Origin of the sequence: Longimicrobium sp., assembly GCF_036399255.1 — a bacterium.
Classification (GTDB): Bacteria; Gemmatimonadota; Gemmatimonadetes; order Longimicrobiales; family Longimicrobiaceae; genus Longimicrobium.
In genome coordinates this window covers 1-22,137 of the sequence record NZ_DASWNM010000021.1, presented here as the reverse complement: position 1 = coordinate 22,137, position 22,137 = coordinate 1, and the positions used below count along the sequence as shown (strand labels likewise).

The window sequence follows — 22,137 nt, the reverse complement described above, 5'->3', positions numbered from 1 at the left end:
AGGAGGCGCCACACCGCACCATCGGCTCGCACGAAATCCGGCGCGCCGACTGAGAAATCTACTGTCTGCTGCTGGTGCCCCGCCGCACCGCTCCGGCACTGGCCCTGTCCGCCCGTGTCGTAGCCGCAAGGTAAGCACGGGCTGCCGCGTCTGCCCTCCAGCAAGCCGACAGTAGATTCCTCGGCCCTGCAACCTCTGGTATGAAAGCAGGCTACGGCGTGGCCGGGCCTCGGAATGACAGCGCTACTCGGAATGACGGCACTAGTAGATCTGCCTGGATGCGCAGCGTCGGATTCTTAAACACGCTCTCAAGACGTACGTTTTCTCATCCGAGAAGGTCACCTCGGCCTCGTCGCGGGAACCTCACCTCGCCGGCAGCTCCCAGATCTCCACGCGGCCCTGCAGCACCAGGGGGATGGCGACGCGGTTGCGGCGGGTGTCCACGCCCGGGTCCGCGGGCTGCCACAGGCCGCGGATGATGCGCTGGCTGGTGCCGCCGCTGACCAGGTGCAGGCTGCTGTCGCTCCAGCAGGTCACCAGCAGGCGTCCGTCCGCCAGCCGCTCCACCCCGTCGAACTTCCCCAGCCCGCGCAGCAGCACCGTCCGCGCACCCCCCTCCGGCGCGACCGCGTACACCTCGCTGCGAAAGGGATGGAACGAGACCACGATCCACCGCTTTCCCTCCGGGTCCCAGGTGATGCCGTTGGGGCGCCCCAGCGCCGCGCCCTCCGCCATCAGCGACACCGACCCCCCCGGGCCGATGGTGAAGATCTTGTCGCCGCCGCGGTACATCACCCCCTTGTCGGTCATGGCGATGCCGGTGTCGGTCACGTGCAGCGACCCGTCGGTCCCCACCGCCACGTCGTTCAGCAGCACCGCGTTGCGCGCGCGCAGGTCGATGGTGGCCAGCGGCGCGCCCGTGCGGCGGTGAAAGCCGCGCAGCACGTCGATGTCCGCCACCCACAGCGTGTCGCCGTGCAGCGCCATTCCCTTGGGCGCGTCCAGCGTGGCGCCGTTCTTTCCGCCCTCGATGAACACCTGGGGCCGCGACAGGTCCCCCGCCGCCACCCGGACGATGAAGCCGTTGCCGTCCTTGAGCGACCCCGGCCCCGCCATGTTGCTGATGAAGTAGACGTCCTGGTCGGCGTCGTACCGCACCGACTCGGGAAATCCCAGCCCCTGCAGCGTGTGCAGCTTGCGCGCGGCCGCCGGCGCGTCGCGCGCCTCGGCCGTCCCCCCGCACGCCCACGACGCCAGCGCGCACGCGGCGAGCACCCACCGCGGCAAACGACGAGCTGAATGCATCATCGAGCAGCTCTCCCATCCTGGTCAGCCGATCCCGTACCCTCTGCCGCGGCCCTGCGAGACGTGTGCCCCACGGACGAGGGTACAGGGGACAGGTTACAGGGGACAGCCAGCAACGGCGATGCTCCGTCGCGACCTGCCCGCTATAACCTGTCCCCTGTAACCTGTCCCCTATCCCCTTCACGCGCGGAATTTGCTCACGGCTCCCGGTGTGAAAGAGCCGACCGTCTCCCGGACCCCCAGACCGCCCGACCGCCAGGCGGACCGCCGCTTCGCCATGGGGCTGGCGCGCGCGTTCGGGGGCGCCGTGTTCTTTTCGCTCCCCCTGCTGATGACCATGGAGATGTGGTGGCTGGGGTTCTACCTGGACCGGGTGAACCTCGCCATCTTCATGGTCGTCATGGTGCCCGTGCTGGTGGCGCTGGACCACTACTCCGGGTTCGAAGAGACCGCCAGCTGGCGCGAGGACGCCATCGACGGGATGATCGCGTATGGCGTGGGGCTCACCGCCTCGTTCGTCATTTTGCTGCTCTTCGGCATCGTGGAGCTGGGGCAGCCGCTGCGCGAGATCATGGGCAAGGTGGCCATCCAGTCCGTCCCCGCCAGCTTTGGCGCCGTGCTCTCCAACAGCCAGCTGGCCGGCGGCGAGGACGGCCCCGAGCAGCGCCGGCGCGACCGTGCCGGCTACGGCGCCGAGGTGTTCTTCATGGCCGCCGGCGCCGTGTTCCTGGCCTTCAACGCCGCGCCCACCGAGGAGATGATCTTCATCTCGTTCGTCATGACGCCCTGGCACGCGCTGGCGCTGGTGGCCGCCTCGCTGGCGATGATGCACGGCTTCGTCTACGCCTCCGCCTTTCGCGGCGCGCCCTCTACCCGCGGCGCGTCGGCGTGGAGCGTGTTCCTGCGCTTTACCGTCGTGGGCTACGCGGTGGCGCTGCTGGTGAGCGCGTACGTGCTGTGGACGTTCGGGCGGCTGCAGGGGGGCCCGTTCACCTCGTACCTGGGGATGACGCTGGTGCTGGGGCTTCCCGCCAGCCTGGGCGCCGCCGCCGCCCGGCTCATCCTGTGAGCGGCGCGGCCCCGGACGGCGGGCTGAAGCGCGACGGCGGCGCCGGCGGCGGGCGCAAGTCGCGGTGGGAGACCGTGGCCGCGGCCGTGAGCACCGCGCTGGTGCTGTTCGTGGTGGCCACCATGCTGTACGATGCCCTGGCGCGCCCGCAGACGCCCCCGTCCATGCACGTGCAGGCCGACACCGTGCTGCAGGCGGACGGCATGTGGCTGGTGCGGTTTCGCGCCGTGAACCGCGGCCACAACACCGCCGCCGGCGTAAAGATCGAAGGCGAGCTGATGCGCGGCGCGGAGAGCGTGGAGGTGAGCGAGGCCACGCTGGACTACGTCCCCGGCCGCTCCGTCCGCCACGGCGGCCTGTTCTTTCGCGGGGATCCCCGCGCGTTCCGGCTGGAGCTGCGGGCGCTGGGATACCAGGAGCCGTGAGGGAAAGGTTACAGGTGACAGGTTACAGGGGACAGCCAGCAAACGGCGATGATCCGTCGCGCTCTGCCCGTTGCGACGTGCCGAACAGGGCCGGAAACCAGCGATGATCCGTCGGCGCCCTGCCCACTGTAACCTGTAACCTGTAACCTGTAACCTGTAACCTGTAACCTGTAACCTGTAACCTGTAACCTGTAACCTGTCCCCTGTAACCTCTCGCCGTGGGGCACGACTTAACCGAAAGACTGGAGATCGGGATGCGCATCGAGGTATGGGCCGACGTGGTGTGCCCGTGGTGCTGGATTGGGGAGACGCGGCTGTACCGGGCGCTGGGGCAGCGGCCGGACGTCGAGGCACAGGTGGTGTGGCGGGCCTTTCAGCTGCAGCCGGACCTGCCGCGTGAGGGAAAGCCGTGGGACGAGGTGATCCGCACCAAGTTCGGCGGGCCGGAGCGCGCAAAGGCGATGTTCCAGCAGGTGGCGGCGGCGGGCGCGCACGACGACCTGCGCTTCGACTTCAACGCCATCCCCAGCCACCCCAACACCCGCGACGCGCACCGGCTGGTGCTGCTGGCGCAGCAGTCCGGCATCGGCCGGCAGATGGCCGAGGCGCTGTTCGCCGCCAACTTCACCGAGGGGCGCGACATCGGCAAAACGGGCGTGCTGGCCGACGTGGCCGCGCAGGTGGGGATGGACCGCGACCGCGTGGCGCGCTTCCTGGGCGGCGACGAGCTGGGCCGCGAGGTGGACGAGAGCCAGGCCGAGGCCGCGTCGCTGGGCATCAGCGGCGTTCCCTACTTCGTCATCGACGGAAAGTACGCCTTTTCCGGGGCCCAGTCGCTGGAGACCTTCGTCTCCGTGCTGGACCGCGTCCGCGAGATGGAAGCCGCGGGGGACTGACGTGCGGATGCGGCGTGCCCCGGGGCCTGGAGCCCCATGACGCAGACGTACGGGTTCCGGGTACGGTGGAGCGAGGCCGACGGCGGCTACTTCGCCGATTTTTCCGAGATCCCCATCCTGACCGGCTTCGGCGCCACGCCGGAAGACGCGGTCGCCGAGCTGCGAGACGTGCTGCGCGCGGTGATCGACGCCTGGCGCGAGCGCACCGCGGTGTACGGAGAGGACGATGCTGCAGATCGTAGGGGCGGGCCCGGAGCGGGCGGGGGAGATCGCGGTGGACGCCTGCATCCCGCTGATGATGAAGTGGCCCCGCCGCGGCCCGGAAACGACGCTGTACTGGACGTTCGGCGATGAGCGCGCGCTCCTGGAGACCGGCTGGGACGGCCGCACGGGAGAGCTGGCCGACGTCACGCTGGTCACGCCCGGGCCCATCGCGCGCATGGAGCACGCGCCACCGCCCGCCTTCTACCCGACAGCGGGGATCCCGCGCTGCGATCCGGGCGAGTGGGTGCGCCGCACGTCCCGGGGCATGCTGAACGACTTCGCGGACCACTACGTGCGCGAACCGCTGCCGGTGCGGACGGAGCTGGGCCCGGACCACCTGCTGGTGCGCATCGGCGGGGGCGGCGAGGCGGCCGTCTCGGAGATGGTGAGCGGGCGGCTGCGTGCCGGGCTCTCCGCGGCGCAGTCGCTGCTGTGGATTTGCGTCGGCGGTTTTTCGGCGGCGGAACGGGCGATGCTGGAGGAGCACGTGGCGTACTCCCACGCTCCTCCCTCCTCACCCGCCCCGGCGCCGGACGGATGGAAGGCGCGGATCCGGAAGGTGTTCGGCCGCGGCGATTCTCACCCCTTCAGCGGAGCATGATGGCGGGCAGGCCCTGGATTCTGGCGGAGACGAACTGGCAGGCCGTGTCGCGCACGGCGTACGACGTGGCGGTGCTGCCGTGGGGCGCCACCGAGGCGCACAACTGGCACCTTCCGTACGCCACCGACGTCATCCAGTGCGACCACGTGGCGGCCGAGGCGGCGCGGCTGGCGTGGGAGCGCGGCGCGCGGGCCATCGTGCTTCCCACCGTGCCCTTCGGCGTGCAGACGGGGCAGCTCGACATCCCCCTGTGCCTGAACCTGAACCCCGGCACGCAGGCCGCCCTTCTCGCCGACCTGGCGCACGCGCTGGCGGGCCAGGGCATCCGCCGGCTGGTGATCCTAAACGGCCACGGCGGCAACGACTTCCGCGCCATCATCCGCGAGCTGCAGCCCAGGGTCGACCTGTTCCTGTGCACCATCAACTGGTGGAACTGCGTGGATCCGCGCCCGTTCTTCGACACGCCGGGCGACCACGCGGGCGAGCTGGAGACCAGCGTGATCATGCACGTGGCGCCCCACCTGGCGCTGCCGCTGGACCAGGCCGGCTCCGGCGCGGAGCGAAAGGCGCGCATCGCCGGCCTGCGCGAGGGCTGGGCGTGGGCGCCGCGCCCGTGGACAAAGATCTCCCAGGACACCGGCGTCGGCGACCCCTCCGCCTCTACTCCGGAGAAGGGCGAGGCCTTCTTCCGCGCCGTCACCGAGCGCATCGGCGGGTTCCTGGTGGAGCTCGCCGCGGCGGACCTGGATGACCTGTACGGGGATGAGCAGGGCGGCTGACGGGCCTTCTCACCCGGCCCTGCGCGATCCAGACGGGTACCTGCCGCCCGCTTGCACGAGCGAATGAATTCGCCGCTACAACCACACGAAGTCCGCCTGCGCGGACTCGGCGGCCAGGCGTGTGCGGCGTCCCCAGCACCGGCGCGTCCGCAAGCAGGAACCCCGCAATCAAAACGGCCGCGCGATAAGAATCGCGGGCCGTTTTCCATCAGCAACGAAAAGCGTCAGCGCACCGCCCGGCGCCCCGCGCGCGTGGTTTCCGCCAGCCGCGTGTCCGCGCCGCCGATGGGCGCGTAGTACAGGTCGCTGACGATGCGGCCCACCCCCTCGTACGCCTCGTCCACGCTCCCCACGCGGCGGGCACCCAGCGCACGCAGCAGCGCCAGCGAGGCGGTGTTCTGCACCGGGTGCGCGACCACCGTGGCGAACAGGTGCTCGTGGCCGCCCCGCACCGCCCCGCGCAGCGCCGTAAGCGCCAGCTCGGGCGCGCGCATCCGCGCCTCCGGAAGGATGGCGAGCTGGTCGAAGTAGCACACGCGGTCCTCCGGCAGCACCCATCCGCCCGGCGCGTCCCACTGGATGGCCTCGCGGCGCGTCCACAGCTCCGACGCGCGCAGCACCGCCTCCGGCAGCAGCACCGCGAACCCCGCCACCGCCCCGGACGTGTCGTTCAGCACCCACACGTCCGCCGCATCGATCAGCGCGCGGTAGCCCTCCAGCGACGCCCCCAGCAGAAAGCCGCCCCGCGGCGCCTCGCGCGCGTCCGCAGGCAGCGCCAGCGCGCGCTTCACCGCAAGGATGGCCTCCGCGTCGTCGTGCGTGGCGCGGCGGATGCGCTCCGGAGCGCTCACCGCCGGCCCAGCCGCAGCTCCACCGAGAACTCGCCCACCTTGGCCACGTTCTCCAGCAGCGGCCCCTTTCGCTGCTGCCAGATGGCCTGCCACAGCGTGTGCACCTTCTGGTTCTCGTGGTACGCCGCGGGAAGCTCGTGCCGGCGCTCGGGCAGCTGGTGCCAGGGGATGGTGGGATCGTCGTGGTGCGTGGCGTGCTCGTTGAAGTTCAGCAGCAGCCACGAGAAAAAGCGCTGGCGCGGCAGCGAGCGCACGTTGTGGCGCACGTCGGCGCCCACGCTGGTGTCGTAGTGGTACACGTACAGCAGCAGCGACCACACCCACGCGAACACCGCCACCGGCAGCCCCAGCGCGATCATCCATCCCCCCGCGCCGAACGCCGTCCACACCGCGGCGTGGTAGCCCAGCCCCAGCCCCAGCTCCGCCCACGAGCGCAGCCGCTTGTCCATCTTCCAGTGCTTGAACACCGGCGAGATGCGCGTCGCCGGCTCGGTGGGCACCAGCAGGAACAGCAGCACCGACACCAGCGAGTGGATGAAGAAGCCGCCCAGGAACACGTAGAAGATCCACACCGCGTTGTAGTACGCCCGCCGCCCCGCCGAGAGCTCGCCGCGCACCACGAAGGTGTCCAGGTTGGCCGTGTGGTGGTCGCGGCGGTTGTGTCCGTGGTGGAAGTAGTGGATGCGGCGGTAGATGGTGAACGGCGCCGCCACCGGCATCAGCAGCGCCGTGCCCCAGAAGTCGTTCAGGCGCGGGCGCGAGGGGTACAGCTTTTTGTGGATTGCCTCGTGCGCCGCGATGTACATGCGGTCCAGCCACAGCCCCTGCGCCACGATCAGCACCGCCAGGACCGCCCAGCGCCCCGGCATCTCCGCCCGCCACACCGCCAGCGACGCCGCCATCAGCCCCAGGTGAATCCCCGCGGTCTGCGCCAGCAGCCCGCGCGAAAGCCGCTCGTCCACGGCCGCTTCGTTTTCGTGATGATGCATGAGGTGCTGCGCGAGGATGTGCGGATACGGCGGAGCGGCCGGGCGCGGCCGCGTCGGAACGTGTGTGGAGTGGATGTGGGGAGAGTAATCGAACCACCCGCGCGCGTCCAGATGCCGAGCGACCGGCGATGCGCACGGTCAGGCGCGTAGCGGCATACATCCCGCGCGCCGGCCGCCGGGCGAATGAATTCGCGGCTGGGAAAACGCAATGTCCGCCTTCGCGGACGAGTGTTGCGCAATCTGGTCAGCAGGTGCAGCCCCGCGCAGTTTGCGGGGCTTCCCGCAGTTCCAGCGGCGGCTTTAGCCGCTCACGCGAGGGCGGTCACCGTGGTGCCTCGGCTGCGCACGAGAATCCCGACGGTAGATTCCTCAGTCGCGCACAGGGTCCGGGGTTGGGATGGATTGGCGCGGCGCTCCCTCGGAATGACCGTATGGGGCGTGCGGGCCTTCCCGCAGTTCCAGCGGCGGCTTTAGCCGCTCACGCGAGGAGGGCGCTCCGTGGCTGAAGACCGGCTCCGAGCATGCCGACGCGAGGTCCTTCGGTCACGCGCCTGGTGCGGTGTGCATTCAGGGTTCCACGCGGCGCTCCCTCAGGAAGTCATTGCCGAGATTTCTTCCTCCCGCAGTTGAAGCCCCGCGCAGTTTGCGGGGCTTTCCGCCCTTGTTGCGGCGAGTTTACTCGCTCACGCGCGGGAGAGGCGTGCACCCTCCCAAACGACGAACAGCCGGTGCACGGACGATCCGTGCACCGGCTGTTCTTCCGTCTTCCTACCCCGCCCTGGCTACTTCGCCGGCGTGCCGAAGTCGACCGTGGGGGCCTGGTCGGCGTTGGCGGGGGGCTGGTAGGGCTCCTTGCGCTGCGCGCCGCTCACCTTGGCCGTAAGGGCCTGCGGAAACGAGCGGATGTAGGTGTTGTACTGCTGCACCGCCTCGTTGTAGTCCTGCCGCGCCCGCGAGATCTTGTTCTCGCTCTCGGCCAGCTGGTCCTGCAGCGCTGTAAAGTTCTGCGTGGCGCGCAGCTGCGGGTACGCCTCGACCGCGATGTTCAGGTAGGTGCCGATCTGCCGCGTGACCGCCGCGTCGGCCTGCTCCATCTGGTTCACGTTGTTGCTGCGCACCGCCTGGTCCAGCTGCCCCCGCGCCTGCGCAAGCTGCTGCTCGGCCGCCGGCAGCTGCCCGGCGCGCGCCCGCGCCACGTCGGTGTAGGTGCCGCGCTCGAAGTCGGCCGCGCCCTTTACCGTCGCCACCAGGTTGGGGATCAGCTGGTTCCGGTTCTGCAGCGCCACGCCCACGTTGCTGCGCGCCTGCTCGGCCCGCTCGTCCAGCGCCTGGATCCGGTTGTATCCGCACCCGCCCAGCGACAGTGCCAGCATCAGGGCGATCACGCTCTTCTTGGCCCGCATCGTTCTCCTCCGGAAAGCCGAGTTCGGGTTGTCGGTTGATTGTTGCGTCATGCGCGCGGCAGCTCCGCGCCGCCGTGCGCCAGCCGGTCCACGTAGGCAACCACGCGGCTCACGGCGTCCAGGTACCCCACCACCACCGGCGCGTCGGCCTGGGGGCGCAGCTTCTCGCCGCCGGAGCGCGCCCGGTGCACCTCCAGCAGCGGCGCCGGATCGAACCCCACCCGCTCCGCCAGCCGCCGCACCACGCTTTCGCCGTCGCGCGGGCCGCCGTCGCCGCCCAGGCGCAGCACCGTGCGAAACAGCACCAGGAAGGTGCTGAACGAGCGCGTCAGCAGCTCGCCCAGCTCCGCCGGCTCCCCCGCGAAGAGCAGGTAGCGTTCCCGCAGCTGGATCTGCTTGCCCTTGAGCTCGCGCTCGCACTGCATGCGCAGGTCTTCCAGGCGAATGTCGATGCCCGCGAAGGGGTCGGCGCCCGCCACCGTGACGTGCGCGTCGCGCATGTCGGCCAGCTCGATGGCCCACACGTCGGCCGAGCCGCGCCACTCGTCGGCCGACATCATCAGCGGCGGCGGGTTGCCCTGCGCCACCCACCCCCGCGCCGCCTCGGACGCGCGCCGCAGCGCCGCGGGCGACACGTCGCGCAGCAGCACCAGCAGGTTCAGGTCCGAGGCGCCGGGGCGGTACTCCCCGCGCGCGGCGGAGCCGTACAGCACCACCGACGCCAGGTCGGCCCCGTACACCGCCTGCATCTCGCCGGCAAAGCGCCGGGCGCGCTCCTCGGGCCCCTCGGTCTCGTCTCGTTTCATCACCAGTCGCCTCCCGCGCCGCCGCCCCCGAATCCACCCCCGCCGCCAAATCCACCGAACCCGCCCCCGCCCCCGCCGCCAAATCCGCCGCCTCCCCATCCACCGCCCCCGCCGCCGCCCCAGTTCACCGGGAAGGGCAGGATGATGGGCATTCCCCCGCGCCGCCGCCTGCCGCCCCGTCCGCCGCCTCCCCCGCCCCGCATCATGGAGAAGAGGATGAACATCAGGATGAGGAAGAAGATGAACCCGCCCCCGCCCGACGAGCGTCCGCGCCCGCCCTGCGGCGGCGGCTCGTAGCGCGGCTGGGCGGTGGGCGGCGGCGCGCCGCTGAGGGTAAAGTTGAACGCCTCGGCGTACTCCTGCGCCACCCCCTGCACCGCCGCCAGGATGGCCTGCCCCGGCTGCCCCGCCTGCAGCCGCGGCACCATCAGGTCGCGGCCAATGCGCCCCGCCTCGGCCGCGGTGATGAAGTCGTTGGTGCCGATCCCCGTCTCCACCCGCCACTTGCGGTCGTTCATGGAGACCAGGATCACCGCACCCGTGTTGCGCCCGGGGTCCGTGGGCTGCCCCGCCGCGCCGATCTTCCACTCGCGGCCAATGCGAAGCGCCACGTCCGACGCCACCTCGCCCTCCAGCGAGGGCAGGGTAACGACCACGATCTCGCCGCCCGACCTGGTCTTCACCTCGTCGATGACGGCCTGGATGGCGGCTTCGTCCTGCGCCGGGATGGCGTTGGCGAAGTCGTTCACGTAGCCGGTGGGGCGCGGAATCTGGAGCTGCGCCTCCGCCGGCTGTGCCGCCGCGAGGGCCGCCAGTCCCAGGGCGAACGCCAGCCGCCGCGCCGCCCGGCGCGCCGCTTGCGAAACCCCGCCGTGCCGATTGCCGCGAGCGCCGCTGCGTTCGTCTGGCCCGTTGATCCGTCCCATTCCTCCCGGAGCGCGTTTGATGAAGCGTCTGCTGCTGTTGGCCGCCTGCCTGGCGGCCGCCGGGTGCAGCGACAGCAAGGTGGTGGTGCGTGCCGCGCTCGCCGAAGGCGGCGAGCCGGTGGCGGACCTGCCGGTTTTCCTGCTTCCCTACGACCGCCAGGCCCTGATGGATTCACTGGCCAAGGCGGCCGATGAAGAGGAGCCCGCGATCCCCTCCGTGCTGGTTACGCAATTGGAGAGCCTGAACGCCCGCGAGCGCCAGCTTTCGGCCGCCGGCGACAGCGCCGTGCGGGTGGTGAGGGCGCAGCGCGCGGCCGTCCAGGCGCGGGTGGATTCCATCCGCGTGAACCGCCGCCGGTGGCGCGGGCGGGTGTTCGCCGACTTCGACAGCATGGCCGCGCTGAAGGTGGCGGAACTGGGCGCTTCGCCCGGCACCGACACCACCGACACGAAGGGAATGGCCACGATCGCGGCGGACGAGGGGCGGTTCTGGCTGTACGCCGCCTACGTGCTTCCCGACGTCACGCTGGAGTGGAACGTCCCCGTCACCGTCCGCGGCGACAGCACCGTCGTGCGCCTGACCCGCGAGAACGCCAGGGAGCGGCGGTTCTACTGACGGCGGGGGCTCGGCGGATTCCAGGCGCGGTGATCGAGGATCGAGCTGCGCCGGCGGGCGCCCCCACCGAGCTCGCATTACTCGCCCACCTCCCCCAAAACTGCTGGGGGAGGTTGGGATAGCGGAGGGTCCGGAGTGATTCGGAGCGGGCTGTGCGGGATGGTGGGCCGCCCCCCTCCCCCGCAAACTGCGCGGGGGAGGGTGACGCGCGCGACAGGCTGTCCGCAGCGCGATCGAATTCTCCCCTCTCCGTGAGGAACGAACGGGGAGGGGCCGGGGGAGGGGCACCCCGCCGACGCAGCCCAATCCATGTCGTCGAGCCCGGATCCGTCGGTACCCCCAACCTCCCCCAGCAGTTTTGGGGGAGGTGGCGAGCCTGAGCGAGCCGGAGGGGGCGCTCGCGGACGCAGCCCGACACCCTCCGAAGCGCGATCGAATTCTCCCCTCTCCGTGAGGAACGAACGGGGAGGGGCCGGGGGAGGGGCCCCCCGCCGCCCGCACGAAAACAGGACGGGCGCACCGGATCATCCGTGCGCCCGTCCTGATTTTCCTCCGTCCTCCCCGTCCCCTCGCCCGGTCCGCCCGCTTACGGCGAGTCGCTCGGCGGTGGGGGCGGGGGCTGGCCCTGGGGCGTGGACTGCTCGCCGGGACGCGGCGCGTCGGTGACCGGCGGCGGATCGCCGCTGACGGCGTCCTCCTGCACGGGCGGACGGCCGTACTCCCACCGGCGGCGCGCCTCCAGCAGCACCTGCCGCCCGCGCCGGTCCAGGTTCAGCAGCAGCGGGTCACGCCGCACCGGCTCCCACGCGCCGCGGAGGGTCCAGCTGCGCGTGGCCTGCCACTCGCCCGAGAGCCCCACCTTGGGGTTGGTGAGCAGGTCCACGATCTCCAGCACCGCGAACGCATCCTCGAACACCTCGCGCCCCGCCTCGAGCGACGCGTAGGCAAAGATGTCGGTGCCGAACTGCGGGATCCCCGCGAACCCGGCGCCCGTGGGGCGCGCCCGCAGCCGGCAGTAGTCGAAGATGCGCAGCCCGGCGCACACCTGCTCCAGCTGGTTGGTCAGCACGCCGCCCAGCAGCTGCTCCAGGATGATCCCCTGCGTGAACTCCGCCGGCAGGTTGGCCAGCTCCGAGCTGCGCCGGCCGAACAGCAGCAGGGTCAGCAGCTCCGACTCCGGCAGCGGCGGGCGCGTCTCGCTGCTCAGCGCCAGCGTGGGCGCCTGCATGGTGCCGCCCAGGTTCACCAGCACGCCGATGTCGGGGGTGCCCGGCTCGCGGCTGCGCACCTCGTGGCGGGCCACGATGTCGAGCCGCGGGTTCAGGTCCGGCGTGCCGCTGAACTGCACCGACCCGCGCACGATCTCGAACTCGCGCTCCACCGGGCCCACCCGCAGCGTGTAGGTGCCGCGCACCGTCTCCAGCTCGCCGTACACCCGCAGCGCCCCGGCGGCCTCGTACACCGTCAGCTCGCCCTGGATGGCGATGCGCGCGTCGGCGGACTCCAGCCACACGCTCTCGCCGATGCGCACGGTAAGGTCCTGAGGCACCAGCATCCCCATCATCCCCGCCGCCGTGGTCACCCCGGCCGAGACGGTGTCGGCGCCCAGCGCGCCCACGTCCACGTCCAGGATGTCGGCCTCGGCCGGCTCGCCCAGCTCGGGGATGTGGATGGTGCCGTCCTCCAGCGTCAGCTCGCCGCTCAGGGTGGCCCGCGGCAGGCTGCCGGTGATGGCCAGCCGCGCGTCTGCCTCCAGGCTGGCCACGTCCTCCTTGTCGATCGCCTGGAAGTTGTCGGTCACCAGCTGCAGGTCCAGGTCGGGGCTGTCCAGCGCGTCCAGCACCACCCGCCCGGTAACGGTGGCGATGCCGCTGCTCCCCGTGCGCGCCGTGGCCCGCTCCACCGTGACCGTCTGCCCGTCCAGCCGCAGCGCCGCGTCGATCTGCTCCCAGCGCACCCCCAGCGGCACGATGGTCATCGCCCCCGCGATCGCCGCCGTCCCACCCACGCGCGGGTTGTCCAGCGTCCCCGTGATGCTGATCTGCGCGGCGGCCGACCCCTCGCCCTGCTCCAGCATCGTGGGCACGGCGGCGGTGATCAGCTGCAGCGGGAGCGAGTCCGCGCGCAGGGTGGCCGTCAGCGGGTCGTTGCGGCGCAGCGCAAAGGTGGGCACCAGCCCGCCCAGCGCCAGGTCCATGGGGATGGCGGCGTCCGCGTCCAGCACCGAGCGCCCCTCCATCAGCAGGTCCGCCGTCAGCGCCATCACCCCCGCCCCGTAGCGTCCCTGGACGGACAGGCGGTCGGTGGTCAGCCCGCCGTACGCCAGGCGGTCCACCGTGGCGTCCAGCACCAGCGCGGGGTTCGCCACCGGGCCGGTGATGGAGGCGGTCAGCGCCAGCGTGCCGCTCACCTCGGGCATGGTGGGCACCAGCTGGCGCAGCTCGCCCATCTCGATGCCGCCCATCCGCACCACCAGGGTGGCATCGCCCGTAGGCGGCAGCACGCCGTTGGCCTCGATGAAGCCGGTGGATTCCGTCCCCGTGCGCTCCAGCCGCAGGTTCTGCACGAGGAATCCGCCACCCTCCACGCGGGCCAGCCGCGCCTCGGGGACGCCCAGCGTCCAGTGCACGTCGCGCAGCCGCAGGTTCATGCTTCGCAGCAGCACGCCGTTCACCGCCAGCCCCTGCAGCTCCAGGATGCCGCTGGCCTGCAGGTCGGTGTTCTCGTCCTTGCGCAGGTCGATGCCGAAGCTGGCGGCCTCGGGGGCCAGGTTGGCCTCCAGCGCCACCGAGCGGATGGTCTGTTTGCCGAAGGCGAGCCCGGCGCCGTTCACGGTCACGTTGCCGGTCCACACCGTGGCGCCCTTCTGCAGCCGCGCCTGCACGGCCAGCTGGTCGGCCTGGTACGTCTGCCAGCGCACGCCGGAGCCGCGGGCGTTGAACGCCACCTCGGGGTAGCGCAGCGTGCCGCCCACCCAGCCGCTGGCCTGCAGCGAGCCCGCGATCTCCGGCTCGTAGCGCCCCGGCGGGGGGATGATGGCCGCCAGCACGCCCAGGTCGGGCGCGTCCAGCTGGAAGTTGAGCACCACCGGCGAGGCGGCCGTCAGCCCCAGCGATCCGCTGGCCTCCAGCCGCGCGCCGCGCACCGCCAGCAGCAGGCGCTGCACGTTGAGAACGCCGTCCGCCGCCGTCAGCCGCACCGTCCCCGTCTCGATCGCCACCCCGCCCACGGTGGACCCCGGCGCCGCGTCGAACGCTACGCGTCCCGCGAAGGTCTCGGGGGTGGTCCCCCGCCCGTCCACGTCGAGGGTCCCCGTGAGCCGCGTGGCCGGCAGGTTGGCCATCCCCGGCAGCGCGGACAGGTCCAGCCCCTGGATGCGTCCCGTCACCGTGTACGCCGGCACCGTCCCCGGCGCAAAGGTGCCGCGGACGTCGAACATCCCCTGCGGCCCCGTCAGCGCCACGTCGAAGCGGTACGGCTGCCGCCCGCCGCCGGAGACCGCGATTGGCCCGCTCACCGGCCCGGGGAGCAGCCCCGGCTTTCCGACGAGCGCGCCGATGCGGAAGTTGTCCACCCGGCCGGCCACATCGAACTGGTAGGGATCCTCCCCCTCCTTGCGGACGTTGCCGGCCAGGTTGAAGCTCCCCGCGCCCTGCGTCATGTCCACCGCGAAGCGGAAGTCGTTCGCCGCGCCGCGGGCGCTGAAGGTGCCGCTCAGCGGGCCCTCCAGCGGAACGTTCCCCGCCAGCACGCCCGAGGCGCGGAAGGCGTCCAGCCGGCCCGACACGTCGAAGCGCAGCGGGTCGCCCATCACCAGGCTGCCGCGCGCGGCGATCCCCCCCGCCGCGCCCTGCAGGTCCACGTCGAAGGTCACGTCGTCGCCCACGCCGCTCGCCGAGATCGGCCCGGCGAGGGTGGCGGTGCGGAAGGGGAGCGCGGGGAACAGCTCCGTCAGCGTGGCCAGCGCCAGCGGCTGGGCGCGGGCGCGCAGCTCCCAGCGCGGCGTCTCGCCCATCACGAAGCGGCCGGAGAGCCCGCGCAGCACCGTCTCGGGCGCGTCGCCCACGGCGTACGCCAAGTCGCCGTCCTCCACGCGCACGTCCTTCGCGGAGCCGGTGAGGGTCGCCACGCCGGTCAGCGTCCCCCGCAGCATCGCGTTGGGCTTGTCGCTGAACGCGGCCAGGTGCTCCACCCGCAGCGGACGCGCCTCCACCCGCAGGCCCGAGAAGCGGATGGGGTCCTCCCCCGGCGCGTAGCGGATCAGGCCGCTCGCGGCGATGACGGAGGGCGCGGTGCCCGGGTTGTCGCGCGGGGTGAGCGCGGCGCTCAGGTCGATGCGCAGCGGCCCGCCGTCCCCGGCCTGCAGCGCGTCCAGGCTGGCGACCTCGCCCGTGACCGTGCCCACAAGCGGAAGCTCGTCGATGTAGCCCAGCGTCTCCAGGTCCGCCAGCCGCAGCGGGTCCAGCGTAAGGCGCGTGTCGCTGAAGACGGGCTCGATCCCCGGCCCCGTCAGCACCGTCACCCGGCCGGCGGCGCGGGAATCGAGGATGGCCACGCGCGCGTCCGTCACCCGCCACAGCGTGCGCCCGCCGGCCTGCGACTGCGCGTTCAGCGCGAACGACGCGGTGCCCGTGGGCGGCAGGGGCAGCCCCATCCCGCCGAAGTCCGCGAAGGAGAGCGGGTGCGCGCGGACGTTCAGGTCGAACACCGGGCCCGCATCGGCGAAGCGCACCCGTCCCTCGCCGTCGAAGGCGGAGCGGGGGGTGCGCAGCGTCTCGACGTCGAACCGCAGCGTCTCGTCCAGCCCCATCTCGAACGAGCCGGCGAACTGCTGGATCCGCGTGTCGGGGTTGCGGACGTTGGCCGTCAGGCTGGCCACCTCCACCCGCCACCCCCCTGCCCCGCCCAGGCGCACCAGGGGGAGCGACGCCTGGATGTCCGTCATCCAGCGGATGGTGTAGACGCCGCCCTGCGTGCGCACCCGCTCCGGCTGCTTGAGGCTGGCGAAGCGCGGGTTGGGGTTGGCGGGGGCCTGGTAGGGCGTGGCGATGCGGGCGCGGCCGTTCACGATCCGCATCCCCCGGATGGCGATGGGCCGGCCCTGCTCCTCACCCGGTGCCTGCAGCGGGGCGCCGGCCGCCTCGGCCTTCATGATGTCGGTGTAGTTCCACTCCCCGTTGGCGCGCTGCAGCAGGCGCATGTAGGGGCGGTCGACGACCACCTGGTCCACGACGATGGGTCCGCTCTCGGCGGAGAGGGTGGAGGCGATCAGCCGCGCGCGGGCGGTGGGGGCGGAGACGATGGTGTCGCCGGCCTGGTCCAGGAAGGCCACCTGCCGCAGCATGATGCGCAGCGAGCCGTCCTCCTCCACCTCCTCCAGCTCGAACGCCTCCCTGGGCAGCCCCAGCGCCACCTGCACCCGCTCCTCGACCACCGCGCGGGTGCGGGCCCGGTTGACGTACCAGAACAGCACCAGCGCCGTCAGCCCGAAGCCGACCAGCAGCCCCAGCAGGAGCAGCCCGACGCGGTCAAGCCGGCGGCGGCGGCGCGACGTGGTCACAGCGCGTTCCCCAGCGACACCTGCACCACCAGCCGGCGCAGGAATCCGCGCCCCTCCGTGGGCCGATAGCTGCGCAGCAGCGGCGCGGGCACCAGCTCGCCGCGCTCGTTGATGCCGTACAGCGGCCCCGGCACCGCGCCGTACGGATTGTACGCCAGGTCCAGCCGGAACGGCCCCACCGGCGAGGCGAAGCGCGCGCCGATGCCGGGCGTAAAGCGCAGCGGCGCCCGCGCGGCCAGCGAGTCGCGCGACTCCCACACCTGCCCCGCGTCGATGAACGCCGCGTAGCGCGCGTTGCGCAAAAACTGCGGCCCCGCGCGCAGGGGAAAGGTCACCTCGGCCGAGGCCAGCAGGGCGCGCGTGCCGCCGGTGGACGAGCGGATGGTGTCGACGATGAACCCGTCGTCCGCCGTGCGGCGCGGGCGGGCGATGTAGACCGTGGGGCCCAGCTCGTTGAAGCGGAAGCCGCGGACGCCCGTGGGCCCGCCGCCGTAGAAGCGCCGCTCCGGCGGGATGTAGCCGCGGTCGCCGGTGAGCACGCCGGTGAGGAAGGTGCCGCCGGCCAGGCGAAGGGAGAGGACCACGTCGTTGCGCAGCTCGCGGTGCACGATGCCGTCCGCGGACAGGCGCAGGTACTCGTCGTCCGACCCCAGCAACGCGGACGCGTAGTCCACGCCCGCGCGGAACGAGTGGCCGCCGCTGGGAAACGGGTCCAGCCGCACCCGGCTCTGCGAAAGGCCCAGGGTGGCGCTGTTGGACCAGCGCGACTCCTCCAGCAGGGCGATGTCCTCTTGCGAGCAGACCTCGAAGGCCACGCAGAAAAAGTAGTCGCTGGCCCGCGTGCGCCCCCGCTGCACCTCGAAGGTCAGCGAGGCCAGCGTCTGCGGCAGGATCTGGCGCACCACGCCCACCTGCCCGCCGCTGGCGTCGCGCACGTACAGGTCAAGCTCGCTGATGCGCTCGGTGAACCCGCTGAGCACCACGCTGGTCTGCGTGCCGAACAGGCGCGGCTGCAGGAAGTTGGCGGCCAGCCGCCAGTTCAGCTGGTCGGCGATCAGCGAGTCTTCGGGGGTAAAGCGGCTGTCGGGGTCGAACGCCGGGCACGCGCTCTTCTCCAGCCCGTTCAGCGGGTCGCCCACCCCCACCTTGGCGACCAGGCCGGTAATCTCGAGCCGCCGCGCGCCGCCCAGGAAGTTGCGGTCCAGGTGGCTGGCCTCGCCGCGCACGCAGTCGCGGCTGCCGTAGCCGATGGCCATCTCGGCCGCGTAGCGCGGCGCCTCGACGATGCGCACCAGGACGGTGCTGCCGATGCTGTCCTGGTCCAGCTCCAGGCTGTCGGGCGTCACCTGCAGCCGCTCGGGCGCCACCTCCACCGCCGCGAAGCGCACCAGCTCCAGCTCGAACAGGTTGCGCTGGCTGCGCACCAGCTGGGTGGCGCGCAGCCGGTCGCCCACCTGCACCGCCATCTGCCGGCGCAGCGTCTCGGCGTCGAGCCGGTAGTTGCCGCTGAAGATGATGGAGTCCACCGTCACCAGCGGCCCCGGCGCCGCCTCCAGCCGCACCGTGGCCACGTCGGCGATGGTGTCGATCTCGTAGTTGCGCAGCACCTGCGCGTACGCGTGCCCCTCGTTGAGCAGCGTGTTGCGCACCGTGTCGACCGAGGCCAGGAAGTCGATGCGGCGGAACGGCTCGCCCACCTTCAGTGGCACGCGCCGCATCAGCACCGCCGTGTCCACCACCGCCTCGGCCCCGGCGATCTCCAGCCCCGTCAGCGTGGTCAGGTCCCCCGGCTCCACGCGAAAGACGACGTCCACCCCGTCCTCCCCCACCGCGGGGTCGACCAGGGGAAGGACGCGGGTGCCGTAGTAGCCGGCGTCGCGGTGGGCCAGCTGAATGCGGGCCACGTCGCGCGAAAGCACGCCCAGGTCCAGCGCGTACGACTCGTCGCCGAAGCGGCCGATGCAGAACGGGAGCAGCCCCGCGATGCGGCAGCGCGAGGGGCGGGTGGTGACCACGCTGCGCAGCGAGTCTTCGGGGACCACCAGCTCGCCCTCGAACTTCACCGAGCGGACGTCCTGCCCTTCGAACTCCGCGAACTGCGGCAGGGGTCCGGTGGCGACGCCGCCGCCGCTCCCCGCGCACGCCGCCAGCACGGCCAGCGCCCCCACGGCGAGCGCGGGGCGCAGGGACAGGCGGCGGAGCAGCAGGCGCACCGCGTGGCGAAGGGCGTGGGGCATCAAGGAGCGTGGATGTACGATGCGCACGCGCGGGCGTGCCACGCTCCCGGGGGGAAAGGCGTGGCGCTCCGCGACGATCGGGTTTTACCGAAATTCCGGCCGGCCGAGCCGGGAATCTACACCGCCGGGCGGCACGGGCAACGCGCCCCGTCCGCGGGGCCTTTCCCGCTCCCTGGGGCGCGGCCGCGGCGGATCAGCTCCACCGCGGCAAAACGATCATTCCGGGAGCATCCGCCGTGCCACTTCACCCCGGCGGCGGCTGCACCGGCACGGGGAGCGGCTGCGCGGGCGGCGGCTGGGCCCCCGGATCGGGCTCGACGGGATCCGGATCCGCCGCGGGGATCACCAGCGTGTCCCTGGGCGCGGACGGCCGCGGCGCCGTGGAGGACGGTGCGGGCGCGCCGATGCGCAGCGTGTCGCGCGGCTCCGCCTCGTCCGGCCTCACCGTTTCCACCGTCTCCGTGATCACCGTCTGCTCCGGCGCGTCGGTGGACGTCTCCACCTCCGTCACGGGAGTCTCGCGGCGCTCCTCCCGCGTGGAGCGCGTTCCCTCGTCACGGTCCACGGCGTCCTCGCGGCCCACGGCGCGGCGGGCGCGGCCACGCACGTCGTCCCACGCCTCGCGGGCCCACTCGCCCACGCGGGTGCCCACCTCGTCGCGCGTGCGCTGCCACCAGTCGCGCTCGTCGCGGCGGGTGCCGCGCGGACAGACGGCCGCGGGGACGTGGCGGCGAAGGAAGTACTCGGTATAGGTGTCGCCCCGCACGCGGCAGCCGGGGGCCACCACCCGGTCGTCGCTGGCCCGCACCTCGCGCCGGACCACGCCGCCCGGCGCCTTCCACGCCTCCGCCTCCTGCCCGCGCATCGCCACGCGCATGATGCGCCCCCACACCGGCGCCGCCACCCGCCCGCCCGAGCCCTCGTTCGTAATCGTCCGCGGCCGGTCGAAGCCGATCCACACCGCGCCCAGCCGCTGCGGGGTGTATCCCACGAACCACGCGTCCGTCGCGCCGTTCGTCGTCCCCGTCTTTCCCGCCGCGGGGATGCCGCTGCCCAGCGCGGCCCGGGCGGCGTTCCCCGTCCCCCGGTCCATCACCCCGCGCATCATGTTGGTCACGAGGAACGCGACGCCGCGGTCCATCACCCGGCGGCGGCGGACGCGGGCGCGCCACACCACCTTGCCCTCGCGGTCCTCCACCCGCGTCACGAAGCGCGGCTCCACCCGGTAGCCCAGCGTGGCGAACGGTGTGTAGGCCGTCACCAGCTCCATGGGCCGCACCGCCGTTGCGCCGATGGCGATGGAGGGGAGCGGGGGGATGTCGGCGCGGATGCCGGCGCGGTGGGCCACGTCCTCCACCTGGTCCAGCCCCGCCTGCTCGGCCAGCTTTACGGCGACGGTGTTGATGGATTGACGCAGCGAGTAGCGCACGGTCACCCGTCCCCGGTAGCGCCCGTCGAAGTTGCGGGGCACCCACACCTCGCCGCCGGGAAGGGTGCGGCGCACGGTGTCGTCGCGCACCGTGTCCACCGGCGACACCCCCTGCGCCACCGCCGCCGCGTAGACGAACGGCTTGAACGCCGACCCCGGCTGCCGCAGCCCCTGCGTGATGCGGTCGAAACGCGAGTCGTCCCACGTCCGCCCGCCGACGAGCGCGATCACGTCCCCCGTCTGCGCGTCCATGAACACCGCCCCGCCCTGCAGGTACGGCGTCTCGGTGCTGTCGCGATACTGCGCGCGCTTAGGCCCGGTGAACCGCCCGAAAGCGCCGTTCTCCACCGCGCGGATCTGCGCCTCGAGCTGCTGCTCCGCCGCCGCCTGCACGCGCGGATCCAGCGTGGTGTGGATCCGCATTCCCCCCTGGTACAGCGCGTCGCCCAGCTGCGCCTCCAGCTGGCGGCGGACGGCCTCCGTGAAGTACGGCGCGCGGCTGCGGCGGCGCTCCTCCGGCCGCCAGCGGGCCAGGCGGACGGGCGCCTCTTTCGACTCCGCCGCGTCCTCCGCGGTGATGCGCCCCTGCGCCGCCATCAGCGAAAGCACCAGGTTCCGCCGCTGCACGGAGCGCTGCATGTTGCGGCGGGGATTGTAGTTGGTGGGCGCCTTGGGGAGCCCCGCCAGCAGCGCCGCCTCGGAGAGACGCAGGTCCGCCGCGTTCTTGCCAAAGTAGACGCGCGCGGCGGACTGGATGCCGTACACGCCCTCGCCAAAGTAGATGTTGTTCAGGTACAGCTGCAGGATGTCCTTTTTCCCGTAGTGGCGCTCGATCTCCTGCGCCACGCGGATCTCCAGCAGCTTGCGCGTCACCGTGCGCTCGCTGGCCGGCAGCCGGTCGGGAAACACGTTGCGCGCCGCCTGCATGGTGATGGTGCTGGCGCCCGCCCCGCGCTGCCCGGGAATCAGGTTGCGCCCCGTCTGCGCGATGAAGCGCGGCCAGTGCACGCCGTTGTGCCGGTAGAAGTTCTGGTCCTCCACCGCGACGAACGCCTCGCCCACGTAGTCGGGAAGACGATCCAGATCGACCACCTGCCAGCGCGTGGGCGAAAGGTCCGCGATCACCGCCCCGCGCGCGTCGTACACCAGCGCGTTGCCGCCCGGCTGCAGCGTGGCGAGGCGGGCGACGTTGGGGCATCCCCGGATCCCGCAGCGCTGCCACGACATCGTCAGCGCGAACCCCGCCAGCGCGAACAGGGGGATGATCCAGCGCCGGTGCCTGGGATTGCGGACGCCGTTGGCGATCCCGCGCGTAAAAAAGCGTACGATGCCGCCGAAGAACGCCGCGTCACGCCCCAGCGCCGCGCGCAGCGAGCGGCCGGCTTTCGGAATGGCGACGCCGGGATCCAGCACCAGCTGGCGCACGTAGCGGACGGCCTCCCGCAGCCGCTCGCGCAGGTCGGGAAAGTAGCCGCCGCGGTAGATGTTCTCGGGCTCGTGCGGGCTCGGGTCGGGCATGTGGATCGGGTGGATGGAACGGATGGGGTCTGGACGAGGCGGGATGCAACAACGGCGCCCGGTGGGGCCCCTCCCCGGCCCCTCCCCGTTCGTTCCTCACGGAGAGGGGAGAATTCGATTGAGGGGCGGATGGATCACGCTGCGTCCGCGGGCGCCCCCTCCGCTCGCCTAGGCTCGCACCTCCCCCAAAACTGCTGGGGGAGGTTGGTTGCCGACAGATCGGGGCGCAACGACAAGCATCGAACTGCGCCGGCGGGGTGCCCCTCCCCCGGCCCCTCCCCGTTCGTTCCTCACGGAGAGGGGAGAATTCGATCGCGCTGCGGACGGGTCCGGGCTGCGTCCGCGGGCGCCCCCCTCCGCTCGCTTAGGCTCGCACCTCCCCCCAAAACTGCTGGGGGAGGTTGGTTGCCGACAGATCGGGGCTCGACGACAAGCATCGCACTGCGCCGGCGGGGTGCCCCTC

The 22,137-nt window shown here is 72.2% G+C and carries 15 protein-coding genes; 6 read left to right on the top strand and 9 right to left on the bottom strand.

What is annotated here, in order from left to right; genetic code table 11:
• Positions 1 to 363 precede the first annotated feature (363 nt).
• Positions 364 to 1,308, bottom strand: coding sequence for an SMP-30/gluconolactonase/LRE family protein (locus tag VGC13_RS03095; RefSeq protein ID WP_331123738.1), 945 nt, complete (start codon positions 1,306 to 1,308; stop codon positions 364 to 366).
• A 208-nt stretch (positions 1,309 to 1,516) separates the two neighbouring features.
• On the opposite strand from VGC13_RS03095, the gene VGC13_RS03090 reads away from it, so the two are divergent.
• From VGC13_RS03090 to VGC13_RS03070, 5 genes are all read left to right on the top strand, one after another.
• Positions 1,517 to 2,374 (top strand): TIGR02587 family membrane protein, encoded by an 858-nt coding sequence (locus VGC13_RS03090; protein WP_331123737.1) that lies wholly within the window; start codon positions 1,517 to 1,519, stop codon positions 2,372 to 2,374.
• A complete protein-coding gene (locus VGC13_RS03085; protein ID WP_331123736.1) occupies positions 2,371 to 2,799 on the top strand; it encodes a TIGR02588 family protein in 429 nt (142 codons plus the stop codon). The genes VGC13_RS03090 and VGC13_RS03085 overlap by 4 nt, the downstream gene beginning before the upstream one ends.
• A 254-nt stretch (positions 2,800 to 3,053) precedes the next feature.
• On the top strand, positions 3,054 to 3,695 hold the full coding sequence (locus tag VGC13_RS03080; protein WP_331123735.1) for a DsbA family oxidoreductase: 642 nt from the start codon (positions 3,054 to 3,056) through the stop codon (positions 3,693 to 3,695).
• 226 nt (positions 3,696 to 3,921) lie between these two features.
• Positions 3,922 to 4,560 (top strand): hypothetical protein, encoded by a 639-nt coding sequence (locus VGC13_RS03075; RefSeq protein WP_331123734.1) that lies wholly within the window; start codon positions 3,922 to 3,924, stop codon positions 4,558 to 4,560.
• Complete coding sequence (locus tag VGC13_RS03070; RefSeq protein WP_331123733.1) at positions 4,560 to 5,339, top strand: creatininase family protein; 780 nt, start codon at positions 4,560 to 4,562, stop codon at positions 5,337 to 5,339. Before VGC13_RS03075 ends, VGC13_RS03070 begins: the two co-directional genes overlap by 1 nt.
• A gap of 224 nt (positions 5,340 to 5,563) precedes the next feature.
• On the opposite strand, the gene VGC13_RS03065 is transcribed toward VGC13_RS03070, so the two are convergent.
• The 5 genes from VGC13_RS03065 to VGC13_RS03045 form a co-directional block, all read right to left on the bottom strand.
• On the bottom strand, positions 5,564 to 6,190 hold the full coding sequence (locus VGC13_RS03065) for a hypothetical protein (RefSeq protein ID WP_331123732.1): 627 nt from the start codon (positions 6,188 to 6,190) through the stop codon (positions 5,564 to 5,566).
• Positions 6,187 to 7,179 carry a fatty acid desaturase family protein gene (locus VGC13_RS03060; RefSeq protein ID WP_331123731.1) on the bottom strand — a complete coding sequence of 331 codons (993 nt, stop codon included), beginning with the start codon at positions 7,177 to 7,179 and terminating at the stop codon, positions 6,187 to 6,189. Before VGC13_RS03060 ends, VGC13_RS03065 begins: the two co-directional genes overlap by 4 nt.
• A 782-nt stretch (positions 7,180 to 7,961) precedes the next feature.
• The gene (locus VGC13_RS03055; protein WP_331123730.1) at positions 7,962 to 8,582 is read right to left on the bottom strand and encodes a LemA family protein; all 621 of its coding nucleotides are present in this window, start codon (positions 8,580 to 8,582) and stop codon (positions 7,962 to 7,964) included.
• Between the two features lie 47 nt (positions 8,583 to 8,629).
• Positions 8,630 to 9,388: a nucleotidyltransferase domain-containing protein gene (locus VGC13_RS03050; RefSeq protein ID WP_331123729.1), complete on the bottom strand. Its 759-nt coding sequence runs from the start codon at positions 9,386 to 9,388 to the stop codon at positions 8,630 to 8,632.
• The gene (locus VGC13_RS03045; protein WP_331123728.1) at positions 9,388 to 10,314 is read right to left on the bottom strand and encodes a TPM domain-containing protein; all 927 of its coding nucleotides are present in this window, start codon (positions 10,312 to 10,314) and stop codon (positions 9,388 to 9,390) included. Before VGC13_RS03045 ends, VGC13_RS03050 begins: the two co-directional genes overlap by 1 nt.
• Before the next feature lie 19 nt (positions 10,315 to 10,333).
• Here VGC13_RS03045 and VGC13_RS03040 point away from each other — a divergent pair, with 19 nt between their 5' ends.
• Positions 10,334 to 10,930: a hypothetical protein gene (locus VGC13_RS03040; protein WP_331123727.1), complete on the top strand. Its 597-nt coding sequence runs from the start codon at positions 10,334 to 10,336 to the stop codon at positions 10,928 to 10,930.
• A 586-nt stretch (positions 10,931 to 11,516) separates the two neighbouring features.
• On the opposite strand, the gene VGC13_RS03035 is transcribed toward VGC13_RS03040, so the two are convergent.
• From VGC13_RS03035 to VGC13_RS03025, 3 genes are all read right to left on the bottom strand, one after another.
• Positions 11,517 to 16,490 carry a translocation/assembly module TamB gene (locus VGC13_RS03035; protein WP_331123726.1) on the bottom strand — a complete coding sequence of 1,658 codons (4,974 nt, stop codon included), beginning with the start codon at positions 16,488 to 16,490 and terminating at the stop codon, positions 11,517 to 11,519.
• Entirely contained in the window at positions 16,487 to 18,727 is a 2,241-nt protein-coding gene (locus VGC13_RS03030; protein ID WP_331123725.1) for a BamA/OMP85 family outer membrane protein, read from the bottom strand. Before VGC13_RS03030 ends, VGC13_RS03035 begins: the two co-directional genes overlap by 4 nt.
• 244 nt (positions 18,728 to 18,971) lie before the next feature.
• A complete protein-coding gene (locus VGC13_RS03025) occupies positions 18,972 to 21,674 on the bottom strand; it encodes a PBP1A family penicillin-binding protein (RefSeq protein ID WP_331123724.1) in 2,703 nt (900 codons plus the stop codon).
• Between the last annotated feature and the right edge of the window lie 463 nt (positions 21,675 to 22,137).

What these genes read in the sequence shown, in the direction of transcription:
- VGC13_RS03095 (WP_331123738.1), bottom strand. Translation starts at nt 1,308, where the DNA reads ATGATGCATTCAGCTCGTCGTTTGCCGCGGTGGGTGCTCGCCGCGTGC.
- VGC13_RS03080 (WP_331123735.1), top strand. Translation starts at nt 3,054, where the DNA reads ATGCGCATCGAGGTATGGGCCGACGTGGTGTGCCCGTGGTGCTGGATT.
- VGC13_RS03075 (WP_331123734.1), top strand. Translation starts at nt 3,922, where the DNA reads ATGCTGCAGATCGTAGGGGCGGGCCCGGAGCGGGCGGGGGAGATCGCG.
- VGC13_RS03070 (WP_331123733.1), top strand. Translation starts at nt 4,560, where the DNA reads ATGGCGGGCAGGCCCTGGATTCTGGCGGAGACGAACTGGCAGGCCGTG.
- VGC13_RS03060 (WP_331123731.1), bottom strand. Translation starts at nt 7,179, where the DNA reads ATGCATCATCACGAAAACGAAGCGGCCGTGGACGAGCGGCTTTCGCGC.
- VGC13_RS03055 (WP_331123730.1), bottom strand. Translation starts at nt 8,582, where the DNA reads ATGCGGGCCAAGAAGAGCGTGATCGCCCTGATGCTGGCACTGTCGCTG.
- VGC13_RS03050 (WP_331123729.1), bottom strand. Translation starts at nt 9,388, where the DNA reads ATGAAACGAGACGAGACCGAGGGGCCCGAGGAGCGCGCCCGGCGCTTT.
- VGC13_RS03045 (WP_331123728.1), bottom strand. Translation starts at nt 10,314, where the DNA reads ATGGGACGGATCAACGGGCCAGACGAACGCAGCGGCGCTCGCGGCAAT.
- VGC13_RS03040 (WP_331123727.1), top strand. Translation starts at nt 10,334, where the DNA reads ATGAAGCGTCTGCTGCTGTTGGCCGCCTGCCTGGCGGCCGCCGGGTGC.
- VGC13_RS03030 (WP_331123725.1), bottom strand. Translation starts at nt 18,727, where the DNA reads ATGCCCCACGCCCTTCGCCACGCGGTGCGCCTGCTGCTCCGCCGCCTG.
- VGC13_RS03025 (WP_331123724.1), bottom strand. Translation starts at nt 21,674, where the DNA reads ATGCCCGACCCGAGCCCGCACGAGCCCGAGAACATCTACCGCGGCGGC.